The organism is Paenibacillus algorifonticola (assembly GCF_000971975.1).
Lineage (GTDB): Bacteria > Bacillota > Bacilli > Paenibacillales > Paenibacillaceae > Pristimantibacillus > Pristimantibacillus algorifonticola.
Genome location: NZ_LAQO01000057.1, coordinates 1 through 16,296 on the forward strand (window position 1 = coordinate 1; position 16,296 = coordinate 16,296).

The 16,296-nt window shown below is 45.2% G+C and carries 13 protein-coding genes; 4 read left to right on the plus strand and 9 right to left on the minus strand.

What is annotated here, in order from left to right:
- Positions 1 to 299: 299 nt before the first annotated feature.
- From WH37_RS31780 to WH37_RS31790, 3 genes are all read left to right on the plus strand, one after another.
- Complete coding sequence (locus WH37_RS31780) at positions 300 to 575, plus strand: hypothetical protein (protein ID WP_052737377.1); 276 nt, start codon at positions 300 to 302, stop codon at positions 573 to 575.
- 65 nt (positions 576 to 640) lie between these two features.
- Entirely contained in the window at positions 641 to 1,300 is a 660-nt protein-coding gene (locus WH37_RS31785) for an ATP-binding cassette domain-containing protein (protein ID WP_046234682.1), read from the plus strand.
- Positions 1,275 to 2,240, plus strand: a complete 966-nt coding sequence (locus WH37_RS31790) for an ABC-2 transporter permease (RefSeq protein ID WP_046234683.1) — start codon at positions 1,275 to 1,277, stop codon at positions 2,238 to 2,240. The genes WH37_RS31785 and WH37_RS31790 overlap by 26 nt, the downstream gene beginning before the upstream one ends.
- 149 nt (positions 2,241 to 2,389) lie before the next feature.
- Here WH37_RS31790 and WH37_RS35150 read toward each other — a convergent pair whose 3' ends face one another.
- From WH37_RS35150 to WH37_RS31810, 4 genes are all read right to left on the minus strand, one after another.
- Positions 2,390 to 4,342: an AraC family transcriptional regulator gene (locus tag WH37_RS35150; protein ID WP_074905060.1), complete on the minus strand. Its 1,953-nt coding sequence runs from the start codon at positions 4,340 to 4,342 to the stop codon at positions 2,390 to 2,392.
- Positions 4,343 to 4,543: 201 nt separating this feature from the next.
- Positions 4,544 to 6,601 carry an iron ABC transporter permease gene (locus WH37_RS31800; protein ID WP_046234684.1) on the minus strand — a complete coding sequence of 686 codons (2,058 nt, stop codon included), beginning with the start codon at positions 6,599 to 6,601 and terminating at the stop codon, positions 4,544 to 4,546.
- A gap of 8 nt (positions 6,602 to 6,609) precedes the next feature.
- Positions 6,610 to 7,635, minus strand: a complete 1,026-nt coding sequence (locus tag WH37_RS31805) for an ABC transporter substrate-binding protein (RefSeq protein WP_046234685.1) — start codon at positions 7,633 to 7,635, stop codon at positions 6,610 to 6,612.
- A gap of 261 nt (positions 7,636 to 7,896) precedes the next feature.
- Positions 7,897 to 9,834 carry a glycoside hydrolase family 127 protein gene (locus WH37_RS31810; RefSeq protein ID WP_046234686.1) on the minus strand — a complete coding sequence of 646 codons (1,938 nt, stop codon included), beginning with the start codon at positions 9,832 to 9,834 and terminating at the stop codon, positions 7,897 to 7,899.
- 129 nt (positions 9,835 to 9,963) lie between these two features.
- Between WH37_RS31810 and WH37_RS31815 the strand changes: the two genes are divergently transcribed.
- Entirely contained in the window at positions 9,964 to 10,815 is an 852-nt protein-coding gene (locus tag WH37_RS31815) for an AraC family transcriptional regulator (protein WP_046234687.1), read from the plus strand.
- A gap of 155 nt (positions 10,816 to 10,970) precedes the next feature.
- Here the strand turns inward: WH37_RS31815 and WH37_RS31820 are convergent, their stop codons facing one another.
- The 5 genes from WH37_RS31820 to WH37_RS31840 form a co-directional block, all read right to left on the minus strand.
- Positions 10,971 to 11,450: a heme-degrading domain-containing protein gene (locus WH37_RS31820; RefSeq protein WP_052737379.1), complete on the minus strand. Its 480-nt coding sequence runs from the start codon at positions 11,448 to 11,450 to the stop codon at positions 10,971 to 10,973.
- 42 nt (positions 11,451 to 11,492) lie between these two features.
- A complete protein-coding gene (locus WH37_RS31825; RefSeq protein WP_156182423.1) occupies positions 11,493 to 12,122 on the minus strand; it encodes a Gfo/Idh/MocA family protein in 630 nt (209 codons plus the stop codon).
- Positions 12,091 to 12,510, minus strand: coding sequence for a Gfo/Idh/MocA family protein (locus tag WH37_RS31830; RefSeq protein WP_046234690.1), 420 nt, complete (start codon positions 12,508 to 12,510; stop codon positions 12,091 to 12,093). Before WH37_RS31830 ends, WH37_RS31825 begins: the two co-directional genes overlap by 32 nt.
- 388 nt (positions 12,511 to 12,898) lie before the next feature.
- The gene (locus WH37_RS31835) at positions 12,899 to 14,539 is read right to left on the minus strand and encodes a response regulator (RefSeq protein WP_331458099.1); all 1,641 of its coding nucleotides are present in this window, start codon (positions 14,537 to 14,539) and stop codon (positions 12,899 to 12,901) included.
- On the minus strand, positions 14,526 to 16,256 hold the full coding sequence (locus tag WH37_RS31840; RefSeq protein ID WP_177218111.1) for a sensor histidine kinase: 1,731 nt from the start codon (positions 16,254 to 16,256) through the stop codon (positions 14,526 to 14,528). Before WH37_RS31840 ends, WH37_RS31835 begins: the two co-directional genes overlap by 14 nt.
- Positions 16,257 to 16,296: the final 40 nt, after the last annotated feature.

Genomic DNA, 16,296 nt, shown 5'->3' on the forward strand with positions numbered 1-16,296 from the left:
TTACGACCAACTATCGTTTTCTTAATCTTCAGACAAAATCAATGTCATAGTTTATGCAACGCTAGTGATGTGTATCATTAATTGGATCTACATTTCCCAATCAAGCTATTGCGGCAGTCACAACACAAGAAAAGGGGCAGATTCAAGATGTATCACCACAGCAGGTTATAAATGATTTCAATAATGTATCGATACAAACAGTCGAAATAGCCCATGAAACTAGCAATAAGGGTGAGTTTACTCCTAGCATAATAGCGTTACCAGAATGGACAGGTGTTACTTTAGAAAGAGGATCAGCCTTGGCTTGGGCTAAAGCCACTGTCATGTGGAAGTACGATTTAAATCAAATATGGGATAGTTATGGTTCACAAGAAAAAGGATTTATTTTCCCAAATACAGTAAAGCTAGGTGGTATCGCAAAACAACAAACTTCCGTAGCCTCCTACCATATTTATAAATCCGATACCACACTAGGCGCTGGAACAGTGACACCATGGGGAGCAATAAATATTTATGAAGTCGATTTCGCGGATTATATAAAAGTGGATAAGTTAGGGAACCATACCATATATTAAATATTTAAAATAAGGAAACATCAACTTCGTTATTAGTCGATGTTTCCTTTTGAGGAGAAATAAAAATGATAGAAATTACTAATTTAACAAAAAGATATGGTAAATATATTGTTTTTAAAGACTTGAACATTTCCTTTCCTACAAATAAATTCACTCTTATAACTGGACCCAATGGTTCTGGGAAAACAACGTTATTAAAATGTCTTCTGGGTTTAGAAAAATATACAGGAATCATTAAATTCTCCAATAAAAGCATCTATGATATTTTAGATGAGGTTCAAGTCGTTTATGATAATTGTCCACTTTATGCTAATTTATCAGGCTATCAAAATATAAATTCACTAGGTAACAACCTTCTAAATCAGGTTGAAGAACTTCTGCCAAAGATACATATAGATAAAAAAATGTTGGACAATAAAGTGAAAAACATGTCATTCGGACAAAGAAAAAAACTAGGCTTTATTCTTGCTCTAGCTCAGAAACCAAAGTATCTATTGCTTGATGAAATGACTAATGGGATAGACTACGAATCCCTCTTGCAAATCAGTGACATCTTGAAAAATTCAGATCAATTAATGACAATTATAGCTATCGGTCATTCACTTGAGTTTTATTCTCCACTAGTAGATCATCTTGTAATCATTAAAAATAACACGGTTGTATCACAAGAAGAAATAAAATGTAGTGGAGGTGGTTTGGTTGATCTCTACAAACAGAATATTTAATTGCTATAAAGACGAACTCAAATATCAAATATACTCCAAAACATTATTACTTATTTTCATAATATCCATTAGCCTTGCAGCTATTAATCTATACGGGCTTGTAAGTAAAGCAGAGGGTGCATATGATGTTTATGTTAGAACTTACAATGAGTTTAAAGATGCTGGCATAGATGTTGAAGCCATGTTAAAAAGCCCGCTTAACCGAGATATTAAACAAACCGGGTCAGATCGATTGACTAAGGTAGATAATCCTGTACGCTTTCAATTTGAAGAGGCTGGAATAGCGAGCCAACTCTTAAAGGGTCCGAACATAATTACGAATACTCTTGAATGGTTGGACTTCGTCTTTTTCCCAATCATATTCACTTTATTAGGCATACATTTTGTTTCTTATGATTACAAATATAAAACATACAAACTAAAAGTCATTAAAGCCAAATGGAATAAACTATTTGCAGGAAAGCTATTTGCATTGTTTACTTGCACATTTTTTATATTTATCTCCACTTTAATTGCTTCATATATAATAGGGCTTTATTTTCATTCACAAGTAGTTAATCGAATTCCCCTGGAGCAATTTTCAAGCTTGCCTCAAATCGATAATAACAAGCTTATCATACAATTGGTATTCAGTTTATTTATTTGCATCTTTTTCGCACTAATCGGTTTTTTAATGGGCATCTTATTTAAAAGCTTTATATTACCGACGATTATTTTTCTAGTTTTCAATTTAATTCTCCCTGTCCTTGGAAAATATGATATTAGGAATATGATAGCCATCATCTCACATGAAATTTTTGAGTTTAAAGGTCGATTTATACTTTTCATGCCTGCTTATATTCCGCTTTATCAATCCATTACGTTATTAGTCGCAATAGCTATTTTGATTATTGCTGCTTCTTTCCTTTATCTTTCTCGACAAGGCAAATACTATAATTAGCTGCTGTTTGTCATCCTAATACCTAAATTCCTATTTTAAACGATCAAGAAACCCACCTCCCTCAACAGGGCGTGGGTTTCTTGATCGTTTGGAGCCATAAGCCTAAATGACTAACACACGATATTGATTTCAACTTTATACCTGAAAATCTATTTCACAATACTTTCAAGCACATCATCAATCATTTGCGAGTTAGCGATCGTTCCCGTGTACAGCCAGCTGGAATTGTTGTCATACGTGTAGACGTTGTTATTTTTCACTGCAGGAATGCCCTGCCAGATCGGATCGCTCAAAATCTCCTCTTTCGTCGCCTCCCTGCTGTTCACTATGAACAGGTAATCGGCGTCCAACTCGGCGAGCTTTTCCTTGGAAATCGCGCTCCAATTGGCCTTCGCCGCCTGGGATATTTCCGCAACTACGTTCGGAACCGTTAAATTGAGATCACGATAAAGCAAATCGCCGCTGGATAAATTTTGGTTGACGACGTACACATTTTTAGCCGTAACCCAGAGAACAGCAGCTGACTTGTCACCGATCGCCTGGTGCAGCTTATCCTTGGCCTCACTTGCTTTCGCTTCATAATCAGCCAGCACTTGCTTCGCTTCCTCGCTCTTATTCAGTACTTCTCCTACCGTCAGCAGCTCCTGACGCCAATCATTGTTGACATCGCTGCCTACCGTAAAGGTTGGGGCAATTTTAGCATACTGCGCATACTTGTCCCCCATCACCATTTCCGCATTGTCGATAATAATGAGATCCGGCTGGTAGCTCATCACGACTTCATAGGGAAGCTCGGACGGAATAGCAGGGATGTTCGCCAGCTCCTTCTGCAAATAATTTTGCACCTTACCTTCACTTACCGACCACTGAGCAACCGGAATGACGCCTAGCGCAACCAAATGATCCTCCAAATAAGACGCAATGACCCGTTCAGGCTTAGCTGGAACCTTAACTTCATGGCCCAAACCATCCTTAAGTACCCGCTCACTCGCTGTCTGATCCGCTGTACTGCTGCTTGCGGCTGGCGCATTGCCAGTTGCCGCTGGAGATTTTGTCGAGCTTGCGCATGCACTGACCAATAGAGTCATCGCAAGCAGCATCATAATGGCAATTGATTGTTTGGAACCTCTGTTCATTCTTAATACCCCTTCGCCTCTGTTTTGATAATGATTATCACCAATAACAGTATGCCCGCTGCGCCTTCTGGATACAATGGGGTATCGGGACATCAATAATGGATTATGAGGGCGTTTTTGCACAGTGCTCGCTTCCGTTTTATAATGGATCGGTGAAATTCCAGTATGCTTTTTAAAAATACGGCTGAAAAAATAAACGTCCGGATAGCCGACACCTGCGGCTATTTCCTGTAAAGTCCCCTCCGTGCTCATCAGCAGCTCTTTCGCCTTCTCGATACGAAGCTGGATGAGATAATCGATCGGACTATGCTGGATTTGATTTTTGAATATGCGCGTTAAATGCCTTGGCGTGCAATCCAGCACATTCGCTAACCGCTCCAGTGTAATCGATTCCGCATAATGCTCATGGATAAACCTGACCGCTTGGGCGACCAGATCCGCTTTTATAACCGGAACCTCCTGCTCATCCAGTTGTCGCAGCAATTCATATATGAAATCGTAAAACAAGGTTTTCACATGCAGCTCGGCAAGCTTACCCTCATTATGCCATTCCTCGTCCAGCTGCTTCAGCTTCTCATAAAGGGATATTGGAAAAGCTGGCGTAACACCATATTGCATGCGAAAAGGATTTTTCTCCACCAAACGCTGTTTTTCCGGCATATTCAGCAGCGGCTGAATCGCTTTATAGAGGATCAGATAATATTCGAAAAGCTCCTCCGTCGGGCGAATATCCAAATAAAAGCCTTTCCCGCCATGCAGCATTTGAAATTTTCTGAATGCATACTCCCGATTGTCCAAAGCAACCGCCGCACTGCCTCGCAGTGCAAACAAAAACGCATTGGCTGGCAGCCGGTACGCGCTAAGCGCTTCCCCTAGCTTCATTTTAATATGCCGAACGTCCAGCACTTTAATGGCACTATGCGTGAACCAATAAAGCTGCTCGTCGATGTTTATGGTGTCTTTCATGACTTTCACCCGATTTTCACTCCTTACTTTAACGCTCCACTCGTCTTTAATCGATCATTCAAAAGGTTATTGTTATTATACCCTTTTCCTTCCTTTTTGAGGTGATAAGGAGAAAAACCCTGATAGATCAACGAACTTGATCTTTCAGGGCCTATTTTATACTCGAATATGGCTATTTTTTATTTTATCATCGCTAATCTCTTAAAACTTCCTAACCAGCGAGCGGTACATGAGGAACAAGAAATACGGACTGCCGATCAGCATAATAATTAGGCCTGACGGAATTTCTTTCGGCGCCATGATCGTTCTTCCGAGCGTATCAGCAATGACGAGCAGCAAGCCGCCGAGCAGGCCTGACAAAATAATGGAGCGTCTCGTGTGATGCCCAATCATCATGCGCACAGCATGCGGTGCCATAAGTCCGAGGAAACCAATCGTTCCGACGCTAGCAACAGCTCCCGCCGCCAGCAACACTCCGATTATCATGGCCCAGAGCCGTGTTCCTCGAACCGGCAGGCCAAGTCCTACTGAACTCTCGTCGCCAAACGCCAGCAAATCGAATTTCCGGCCCAAATAGTAAGCAACCGGTAAAAGGATAAGCAGAAATATCATCATGCTATAAAATTGATTCCAGCCTCGCCCATAGGTCGTGCCCGTTAACCAAATTAGGGCTGTACTGTTCCAAAGGCTCGCCTTGACGATCATCGCCTGTATGCCCGCAGAGCCGATTGCCGATACTGCGATTCCTAGCAAAATAAGAACAGACGGATTCAAAGATTTGCGCCACGCTAGGAAAAATACAAAGGCTGCGGCAATAATCCCACCCGCAATTGCGGCAAAAGGGAGCGCGAAGATGGTCAAATTAGGCAACGCGACCAGCACAACTAGCGCGCCAAACCCAGCTCCCGACGTCACGCCAATAATAGAGGCATCGGCCAGTGGATTTCGGACGGCGCTTTGAATTAAGACGCCGCTAATCGCAAGCGCAATACCGCCTCCAGCCGCAACGAGTGTACGCGGAAGCCTTAAATTCAGCAGCACGGAATAACTTGAGTCCCCTCCGCCAACAAGGCTGCCTAGCAATTCAGCAATCGGTATTCTCGTTCCACCAAGCGACAAGCTTACAAGGATGATAACGATGAGCAGCGCTGCCATGGATATCGCAGTCGGAGCGAAGCGCATACGCAGCGCTACCCCTCCGATATTCATGGAGGACTGCCCAGAGCCTGAACCGGATATATTTTTCATCTTGGTGAGTACGAGCCAAATGAGCCAAGGCGCTCCAATAATCGCCATGACTGCACCAACCGGCATTTCCCCCAAATTGCTCCGCACCATACGTGCAAGCAAATCCGCCGCCGTAATGAGCAGTGCTCCCCATAAAGCGCTCGCTGGAATAAGGAGACGATGCTTGCGAATACCGCTAAGTCGGACAAGATGGGGGGCGACCAGACCGACGAAGCCGATTGGTCCAACCACACTGACCACAATGGCAGCCAGCAGTACCGAAAGGCCAAGTCCCATTGCCCGTGTTAATCCTACACGCTGCCCAAGCGAGCGAGCGGTAGACTCATCGAGCTCCAATGCATCAAATTGCCTTCCTGCTAGCATCGCGACCCCAAGCAAGGCAATGACGAATGGCCATGCATATTCGACACCGCTCCAGTCAAGCTGAATCAAGGAACCCGAGCCCCATAAAAATAAATTCTGCGTTTCCGTTTGCTTAAAAATATGAATGGCCGTTGTAAACGCCCCAAGCACCATGGACACGATCATGCCGGATAAGGCTAGCCGGATAGGCGTGGCCTTCCGGCCGCCACTCAGGAAATAGGCCGTCAATGCCGCCAGTAAGCCCCCAGCCGCCGCCAGCACAAATGGGAACTGCTGCTGCAGAGCAGGGAAAGCAACCACGCCAAGGACAACCATAAAGTAAGCCCCAGCATTGATACCTAGTGTATCCGAGGCAGCGAGCGGATTTTTCGTTATCGTTTGCAGTAAAGCGCCAGCCGCAGCGAGCGCAGCCCCGGCCAAAATGCCAATAACCGTGCGTGGCATTCGGATATCCCATAGCAGATTATGCTCCATCACATCTTGGCGGCGGAGCAATCCATCTAACACGGTGGCTGCCGGGATTTTAGCTTCCCCGAAGCAAAGACTTAAAAGGGATAATACGAAAAGGGCGGCAATGCCGCCCCCAAATATTCCAATTACCCGCCAGGTCATTCCGATTGAGGCTTCATTGTTATGATTGTCGTTCATCTTGGCACTCATTTCGTTAATGTATTTACAACTTCATCAACGATCACTTTAGAGGAGATTGGACCGCCAAACACCCAAGTAGCGCTATCTAATCCGTAGGTGCGTTTCTCCTTAACGAATGTAAGACCGTTCCAAACGGAGTTATCCTTCAGTTCGTTAGAGAAAATATCATCATCCTTTTGGACGATATAGATTAAATTAGTATCCTGGACCGCAGGCAACGCTTCTACCGTTGAAGTACTAAATCCGTAAACCTCGAAATTTTCAGATTTCCAATCGTTTTTCAGGCCAATCCGATCCAACGTTTGTACGGCAAGGGAATTGTCAGTGAAAAGACGCATCGTCGCTGCATTCTGATAGCTGTACGCTTGCGTCAGCACATAATTCAAGCCACCCTTGCCTGCCGCATCCAGCTTCGCCTTTGCATCTGCATAATGCGCATCCAGGTCAGCGAGGACCTTAGTGCCTTCCTCTGTTTTGCCAACAGCTGCTGCAATCGTTTTGAACACTTCTTCCATCTGATCATATTGATTGCTTTCCCCTTCAAGCGGATACAGACTAAAAATCAACGTAGGCGCAATGCCTTTCAATTGATCATAGATCGCTTCATGGCTATCCGTATTAGCAATAATCAAATCGGGTTTCAAAGCCGCAATCGTCTCTAGATTCGGAGCGTCACGCATACCAACATCCGTCACGTTTGCATCCAATGGTGCTTCTGATGTCACATACAGCTTATATTGTGCGTTATCAGCATTCCCCACTGGCTGCACACCAAGAGCAATTACGTCTTCCGTAAATGTCCACTCTAGTACGATAACCTTTTGCGCGGGCTTATCCAGCTTTACCTCACCTTTAGCATCCTTGAGCACAATAGGGCCAGCCGCCGCAGTATCTCCGTTTGTATTTGTAGCAGTTGCATTTTCAGTTGTGGTTCCTTCTGCTGCCGAACTATTCGTTGTGTTAGATCCACAGCCCGCTGCGACCAGCATAACAACGATAACCATAATTAAACCCATTAGCCTTTTGTTCATTTTGTTTATCCCCCTATTATTCCAAAAATCAAAGCTGTTCTACTGCGATAATATTTATCATTGTATTGATAATGATTATCATACTTAGGTACAATAGCTATATTAGCTACCATTTTACCGAAAGTCAATGTTTAAATTTTCAATTTCCACTTTATCCGACCCGAATACAAAAAAAGACAGGATACGTTCTCCTGTCCTTCTCGCTACCTTGTATCCATGCCGCCAGCTATATCGATCCCGCAGCCCATACATTCACGTATTTCAGCTCTGCAGCCAGACGCTCATTTCACCAGGCTGGCGATTGCCCCATAAATAATATGGAATGGACTTGAAGCGAACAGCTGTCCTCTGCTTAGTAAAAGGACGATATGGCTTGCCATCTGACCACGAAGTATGGTCTGTCACTACCCCGTCACCTTCTACAATAACGCAGCCGCCAAGAAGATTTTGAGCGGCATATTCCGTCAAGTTCGGTTCCTCGGCCAATGCGAGCGAGGTTATCGGGGCTCCATTGTCCGCTTCCTCTAAGCAATAAACGAGCGGACCACGCTGAATGGCCACTTTGCCGGCATCTGCCCGAATTAACGGGTGGGCAGCAATTAACTTCGCCTCCATCGGAAGCAGCCACTCCAACGTATCGCCATCTAACCAATTTCGATCTACTTTCGCATAGCCATTTTCAACACGATAAAGCTGCATTTCGCCATTCACTTTCAACGTTGGCCGCTCGCTTTGGAACCAATCCGGTATGCGTAATGCCATTTCAAACGCAGCACATGCTTCGCCCTCTGGAAGCGAGACCGACAATTGGGCATGGCCGCTCCAAGGAAGCTCGGAGCGTTGATGCAACGTTACGATGACGCCACCAAGCTCAAAGGAGGCTTTGCTTCCGATAAATAAATGGGTATACACCGTCCTGCCATCATCAGACACGTCGTAAATATAATCATTTAGCGAACATAGCAAACGGGCGACGTTAGGCGGACAGCAGGAGCATCCGAACCATTTTTGTCGAACCGGCTTGACGTGATGTCTGTCTGGATTTTTGCGGCTTGCTTCTGGCCATACCTCTAGCGGGTTGACATAAAAGAAATGTTTGCCGTCCTTTGACATGCTGCCAAGCACATTGTTGTACAGTGCTCTCTCCATCACATCCGCATATTCGCTCTTTGCTTCAAGCTGCAGCATGCGGCGTGCCCAGAAAATCAAGCCGATAGAAGCACAGGTTTCCGCGTAAACCGTATCGTTAGGAAGATCGTAGTCGAGCGTGAAGGCTTCTCCGTGATGCGTTGAACCAATTCCCCCGGTAATGTACATTTGTTTGCCTGTCGTATTCGACCAAAGCCGCTCGCAAGCTTCGCGCAGCCCCACGTCTTCAGTCAAACGGGCGAGATCAGCCTTCGCCGTGTACATGTAGACTGCTCGAACGGAGTGACCGATAGCGACCGTTTGCTCACGTACGGGAAGATGGCATTGGTATACTTCCAGATTAGGCATTCCTTGTGACCAAATGCTTGTCCTGCCGCCGCTTTCCCATTCCTCCATAAAATAGTTTGGCTCGTTTCCACGTTCATCAATGAAGTAGCGGCTAAGGTTCAAATAGCGCTCTTCTCCCGTAACTCCGTACAGCTTGACCAATGCCAATTCAATTTCCTGATGCCCGCAATAAGCTTTAATCTGGCCCGGTTCGGTTCCAAACAAGGTTGCAATCAGATCAGCAAAGCGACAAGAGAGGTCGAGTAATTTGCGCTTGCCTGTCGCTTCGTAATAAGCAACTGCCGCTTCAATCAAATGGCCTGCACAATAAAGCTCATGGGCTTCGTAAAGATTCGTCCATTGTTTGCCAGGCTCTTTAATCGTAAAATAGGTATTCAAATAGCCGTTGTCATGCTGGGCTTGACCGATCAGGTCAATGGCCTCATCGGAAATTTTCTCCAGTTCAGGATCGGGGTGGCGACGAAGCGAATAGGCAACAGCCTCCAACCATTTGTAAAGATCGCTATCTTGAAATACCCAGCCGCCAAATTCTCCTTTCGCAAGTCCAGCAGCAATTTTGAAATTTCGAATGGCATGGCTCGGCTCAGCACCTTCTATCCTATCGTTCAGCGCTTCCCACTGATAGGGAATAACCGTTTGGCGAACAAGCTCGGAATAATGGTTCCAAAAATCGTCTTGGATATGAATCTGTTTTTTTTGCATGGATATCCACCTCGAAACTATAAAATTTGACTCTCTATAGCATCGAGTATATGCTTTTTTTAACTGTCGCAATAGAAACGAATTGACCTTTTTTCTATAAAAAATAACACAAAAAATGAGGGTAATCCTTTGAATGACGAGTTAATGATTTGGCTCCTGACCCCGCCCCTTCCTTATTATTGGGAAGCTGGGCGCGCGGACTTCCGCGCAGGAGATCGCCATCCGAATCGAAAACATTTCGGCCTTTTCGATCTGCTGATCGTGGTTAATGGAGCACTGCACATTGGGGAAAACGGGAAAGAATGGTCGCTTGGAGCAGGAGATACGTTATTGCTGCTGCCAGAAGGGGAGCATTATTCGGTCAAGCCATGTGAACAGGAAACGTCTTTTTTCTGGGTTCATTTCGAGCATGAGGTCTGGAGGCAAAATCCCCCGATTGCCCAGCCAGAAGCAACGGTCCCGTCATCGCCATTCGATAATCCAAAATTAATAGGTATCCCTAAGCATTCCGCGCTGCCTAACCCCCAGATCGCGTTTGATCTGATGAGACAGCTTCTGGAACTGCCGATCGGCGAAGCCTTCTGGGAGAAGCAGCATTTGCTTTTCCAACTGCTCGCTTTGCTGGAAAATGGAAGATCGGGGATGACTAGCACGCCGGCAACGCGTCTGGCTGAGAAAGCTGCTGCTTACCTGCAGCGCAACTACCAAGAAGAAGTCACCAATGAAACCTTGGCGTTGGCGCTGCACTTCCACCCTAACTACATTGTTCGTTGTATGAAAATGAAATATGGTGTCACGCCCATTCATTACTTGCTGCAATTCCGGATGGAGCGGGCGAAGCAGCTTCTCATCTCGACGGAATGGTCCATCGATCGTATAGCTGAGGAAGTCGGCTTCCGATATTCCCCTTACTTCTCGACCTGTTTCAAGCGCAGCGTTGGAATGACTCCACTACACTTTCGCAAGAAATATTTGAATTGAAGAATAGACACCGTATATTTACATCAGACAAAAATCAACAACCGGTCATCATGGATGATCGGTTGTTGATTTTTAATGTTGGAGCATTTCCTACCTGCTCAATTATTTCTCACCCAAGGAATATGTTTGTGTGACGCTGGCGGCGGATTCATCTGTCAGGCCATTAATTTCGGATAATCGCTTACACCCAAATAGGTACTTAAACAACTGGTTATAAGCTCATGTTCATCAACCTCTGAGGTACCCGTAACTGCAATTGCCCCAATAAAGCCAACTCCCCTTACTTTAATTGGAAATCCGCCTCCTGCTGCTACATAGTCAACAGGACTTAAATGCAGAGCTTCTTCCAGCGTCACGCCTTGCTTCTTCAGCTTCAATTGAATGCCCAATGTACTTTGATTGAGTCTATAAACCGTATTTTTCTTCTTCCTAAGCCATTCATCATTGTCTACAGTCGTCCCCTCCAATGCAGCGTGGAAGATTTGTTGACCGCATTTAGAAATATCAACTGCAATCGACTTTCCTTCACTTCTGGCTTTGCTTAGCAGCAATAAACCAATTTCTATTCCCATGTCATGACTAAATTTATCAAATTGCAATAGCATTTCTTGTTTCGCAATCATCTCATCATTCATCGTCCATTCCTCCATCCATTTATTTTAAATTCGCCTCGTTCATTAATCTTCAAAAGGATATTTAAGCCCCCATTGACGTCGCAATTCATCGCACTGCCTCATAATGGATAGGCTTTGTTCCCATGTCATAATTGGCGATTCCTTCAGATTTCCCCTTAAACATTCATTCACATGCGCAATCTCATATTGAAAGCCATCATCATGAATGCCTTCGACACTTTGAGGTGCTTTTTCTTCATAGGTCGTGATATTGCCATCCTTCATCACATGGATTAAAGTAGGCTTCCAAAAGGACGGTACTTCGATATAGCCTTGGGTACCATAGATCATTGCAATATCGCGCATATCCGTTCTCACACCACTGCTCATGACGACAAGTTCGCCTTTATCATATTTGGCAATATAGCTTGCTTGCTCGTCGACCTGTATATGGTATTCATCAGAATCAATAGTTGCAAATCCTGTAAGTGCAACGGGGTTTTTCCCTAATACGGCTTCGGCAAAATGAAGATTATAAATACCTGTATCCAGCAGACCGCCACCAGCAAGCTCCGGATTCATCCATCGTTGATCACGGAATTCGCCCGGCAATCTAAAAGAAAATGCGATATTCATCGCTCTAACTTCACCGATGCCCTCATCATTTAATAATAACTTTATCTTGTTCATCATCGGAAAAAATCTTGTACATGAAAAATACATTATTATTTTGGGCACATTCTAATACTTCAATTAATTCACCTTCATTAACACATGCCGGTTTTTCTACCAATACTGATTTTCCGTGCTCCATCGCCATGATTGCCATTTTTTTATGCGCTGGATGCGGTACGGGAATATAGACAACATCAATATCCGTTCTTTTTAGCAAAGCTTCATACTCTAATGCCAAGGGAATATCGTGCTTCTGAGCCATCTTCTGCGCACTTTCTATTGTTCTAGAGGATACAGCCACAATTTCCACATCATTCAGCTGTTTGGCGCCACAAATCCATCTGTCTACAATACTCCCTGACCCTAATAAACCCCACCTTATTTTTCTTTCCATTGTTATACCCATTCCTTTCGTTTCTCCCAGGACACAAAACGGAATGAAACTCGTAGCCTGGAGCTGTTTTTTTGTATGCTGAACATACGACCAATATTGGCCAGCAGACAGTAAAATCAATCATCCATCCCTTGAACAAAACTTTCTGATTCCTCAATCCTTGTTTTCACTTTCATTTTAACAAAAATACCGAATCAGTAAATTAGAAAATATTAAACGCTTTCATTTGATATCATTAAACGGGTTCGTTCGAATTAAACATTCATATTTCATCGTTATATCCATTACGCTAGAATGCCTACACATAAAATTTAATACGAAAGAAAGCCCAGTTAGATAGATCAAGGGTTTGATCTATCTAACTGGGCTTTAATTTCAATCAATATCATCCTCCGATGAGTCAGGACAACCCCGTTCGATCGCGATATTCCTGGGGGGTCATGTTCGAAAATGCCTTAAACAGCTTAATGAAATGCGGCACTGCCTGATAACCAATTATTCGGGCGATTTCGTAAATTTTCTTGTCGCTGCTGCGCAGCAAATACGCGGCCAATTCCATCCGGTATCGCAAAATATATTCGCTCAAATTGTTTCCCGTTTCTGCCCGGTATGCTCTCGACAAGTAGGCGGGATGAAGACCGATTTGCGCCGCAAGCGTCTGCAGCGATAAATTGTCGTTCATGTTTTGCTCGACAAATTTATGGACTTTGTCAACTAATCCTGCCTGCTTCAGGGATGAATTTTCCAATTGTTCTCTAAGGCATCGGAATATGAAGAATGCCCACTTCTCCAACTGCTTAAGAGAAGGAGCCGCCGGCATGAGACCGAAGGAGGACGCCCCGAACTCGCTTAGCAGCTTTCCTTTCTTGTGCGCCATATACTGATAGGCGTTAGCAATGGCGAAATACGCTTCATTGGCATGCTCGGGAGGATAGTCTACGCTTTTCAGTTCATCGAATATCTCGATTAACTTTTCCTCCGCATGATGCCAGTTCCCCGTATCGAGCAAATGAATGAGGAGAGGCGGTCGATAGAGCGACGTCAGCGTTCCGATCCGAACCTGATCGAGTGTGCCCGTGATTCGCAGAAACAGGCCTTGCCGCCCCTCTTCTACCCGCCTCATTCCATCGATTACTGATCGATATAGTCCAGGAACACCTTCTGGAAAAGACATCCCGTTAACGGCCAGCGCAATGGAAACGCTGCCATTTAAGAGGGATTCCGCCTTTTTCTTCAGCATAGCCACCCGGACGTCCATCGTAATCCGATCGATTGCCGTGGCTTCTTGGGTCTGTCCATTCGTATCGGCTTTCCCTTTGGCCGAAACGACAAAGACGAGATATTCGTTATGATCGCGGCAGAACCACAAGTGAAAGACATCCCTAAACAATTCCTCCGCCATATTCGTGACCGCATATTCGATAAGCTCTCTATCCATGCTTTCATATTCTTGCAGCCTGCCCTCCAGCCGTACGATGAACATACCTACTTCCTGATTCAGGGCGAAAGGCAAGTCGAGCAGGAAAAGCTTTCGCTCCAGCTCCGCGAACGGGATGCCGTTATCGTGCAGCAGACGATTCAGCAGCTCGCTCTGCAATCTAGGCAAATTTTCCCGGAATGCGTATACGTCGCGTTGCTGCTGCTGTTGCAGCTTCATCTCGCAGGTAATTTCTTCGGATAATTTGCCTAGCATCTCCCGAAGCTGTTCGGGGTTTACCGGCTTCATTAAGTAGCCGGACGTATTATACGGGACAACGCCTTGAGCATATTCGAAATCGGCATAACCTGAAATAACGATGATTTTGACTTTGCGGCCCATTTCGCGGATCTCCCGAATCAACTCGATTCCGTTCATCTCCGGCATCCGTATATCCGTAATGACGATATGGATGTTTTGTTCCCGATAAAGCTTTAAAGCCTCCTCACCTGTAAATGCTTTATGAATATGCCCGATTCTAAGTTCGTCCTTCGGAATGGTAGCAGCTATACTGTCAACCTGAGAGGGAATATCGTCTACGATCAGAACTTCAAATATCGGAATCGCCTCCGTTCTTAATCATCAATCCCACGCGAAGTCCACCTAAAGATGAATGTTCGATCAGAAGCCCCGAGGATTGTCCGAAGTAATGCCTTAGACGTTGATGAACGTTCCTTAGCCCAAGGCTGTGATCCGCGCTCGATTTCAACTGCAAGGAGCGCCTTAAAGAATCCAATTCATCTTGCTGCATTCCGACGCCGTTGTCTTCTACGAAGAGTTCCCAGCCTTCCTCGGTCTGTTTGCCGGTTATGACGATTTCGAATTTCCCCTTCTTGCCTTCCATTCCATGCACGATCGCATTCTCGACAAGCGGCTGAAACAGCAATCGGGGCATAAGCAAAGCAAACATGCCTGCTTCGATATGTTCATGAAATTGCAGGCGCTCGGACTGCATCCGATGGATTTCCAAGTAATTGCGAATCAATTCCATCTCTTCGGCCAAAGAAGTCAATTGCTGCTCCGTCCTGGTCGTATAACGATAATACTGGCTCAAGTGTTGGGTGAAGGCGACAATCGCTTTCGTCCGTTCAAGCTGCGCCATGCTTTGGATATACGCGAAGTTATTATACAGAAAATGCGGATTGATTTGCGCCTGCAAATGCTTGAGGGACGACTCTTTGGCCTGAAGCTGTTCCGTGTACACTTTGTCGATTAGCGTCTGAATATCGTGGGACATCAGGTTAAACTGCTCAATCAAATAATAAAACTCATTATTCGATACATGCTTGACCCGATGACCGTACTCGCCCCGCCGGAGCGACTTCACCGCCCTTATTAAATCGTAGATGGGCTTCTGCACGTTGCGGTACAGCAGCGCCGCGGAGGCGACACCCAGAACCAGCAAAAGCAAGCCTGCGGCATAAAACATCTTCTTGCTATGATCGATGGGCTCCAGCACTTTTTGCATCGGTTGGAAATCGATCAAATACCATCCGAGCGAGGCGGATGCCACATAATTTACAAGATACGGTTCATTGCGAAAATTCAGTTTGACCGACCCTTCGGTCGGGTTCTGCGCTTTGATTTTATCAAATTGCTCGGCCATGGCATTGATCAGGCCGGGCTCCGACTCCCGCGGCATAATCGGTTCGAAGCCCGGACAATAGAGAAACGGCTCTCCGACGCTGCCTTGCTTAAAACGATCCAGCATTTTGACTAGATTTTCCGACGAGAACGAGACTTCGACATACAAATTCGGATTTTTCGGCTTGGCGTTCGATTCGAAAGGAGTTATTAAATCCCGCACAAATGCGTTTTCCGGTCCCCTCTCCGTAACGATCATACGATAATCCCAACGCTGCTGGCTCGAATTCCTGAAGTAATCCGCGTCGTGCTGCTGCAAATAATTCGTAGAAACCATTACGTCCGAAACCGGGGAATACACGGTGAAATCGTTTACCCATTGGAAGGTGGTAGACTGCATATCCAACTTCTGCAATAGAAGCGTCTTCGATGCTAACATCGAATAGGAGGGTTCGGAAGAAGAACGAAGCTGCAGCTGCAGCGCATCCGGGTCGGACGCGACGACGAAGGCAGCTCGCCATAACCGGTCTGCTTCGACGTCCATCTGCTCCACAAAAAAACGAATCCGATTCATGTTGACTTGAAGCAGCTCCTGCTCAACAACGCCGGTACTGATCTTATTCGACGAATTATACATCATAACGACCGGGATGAGCATTAGAACGATCACGATCATGACTTTCGTGAATATATTCATTCTGCCTCCCATAACGCTTCTGCTGTATAACATAGGTCTC

Bases quoted from the DNA above. Each gene is read 5' to 3' on its own strand.
- WH37_RS31785 (WP_046234682.1), top strand. From the start codon at position 641: ATGATAGAAATTACTAATTTAACAAAAAGATATGGTAAATATATTGTT.
- WH37_RS35150 (WP_074905060.1), bottom strand. From the start codon at position 4,342: ATGAAAGACACCATAAACATCGACGAGCAGCTTTATTGGTTCACGCAT.
- WH37_RS31800 (WP_046234684.1), bottom strand. From the start codon at position 6,601: ATGAACGACAATCATAACAATGAAGCCTCAATCGGAATGACCTGGCGG.
- WH37_RS31805 (WP_046234685.1), bottom strand. From the start codon at position 7,635: ATGAACAAAAGGCTAATGGGTTTAATTATGGTTATCGTTGTTATGCTG.
- WH37_RS31810 (WP_046234686.1), bottom strand. From the start codon at position 9,834: ATGCAAAAAAAACAGATTCATATCCAAGACGATTTTTGGAACCATTAT.
- WH37_RS31820 (WP_052737379.1), bottom strand. From the start codon at position 11,450: ATGAATGATGAGATGATTGCGAAACAAGAAATGCTATTGCAATTTGAT.
- WH37_RS31825 (WP_156182423.1), bottom strand. From the start codon at position 12,122: ATGATGAACAAGATAAAGTTATTATTAAATGATGAGGGCATCGGTGAA.
- WH37_RS31830 (WP_046234690.1), bottom strand. From the start codon at position 12,510: ATGGGTATAACAATGGAAAGAAAAATAAGGTGGGGTTTATTAGGGTCA.
- WH37_RS31840 (WP_177218111.1), bottom strand. From the start codon at position 16,256: ATGAATATATTCACGAAAGTCATGATCGTGATCGTTCTAATGCTCATC.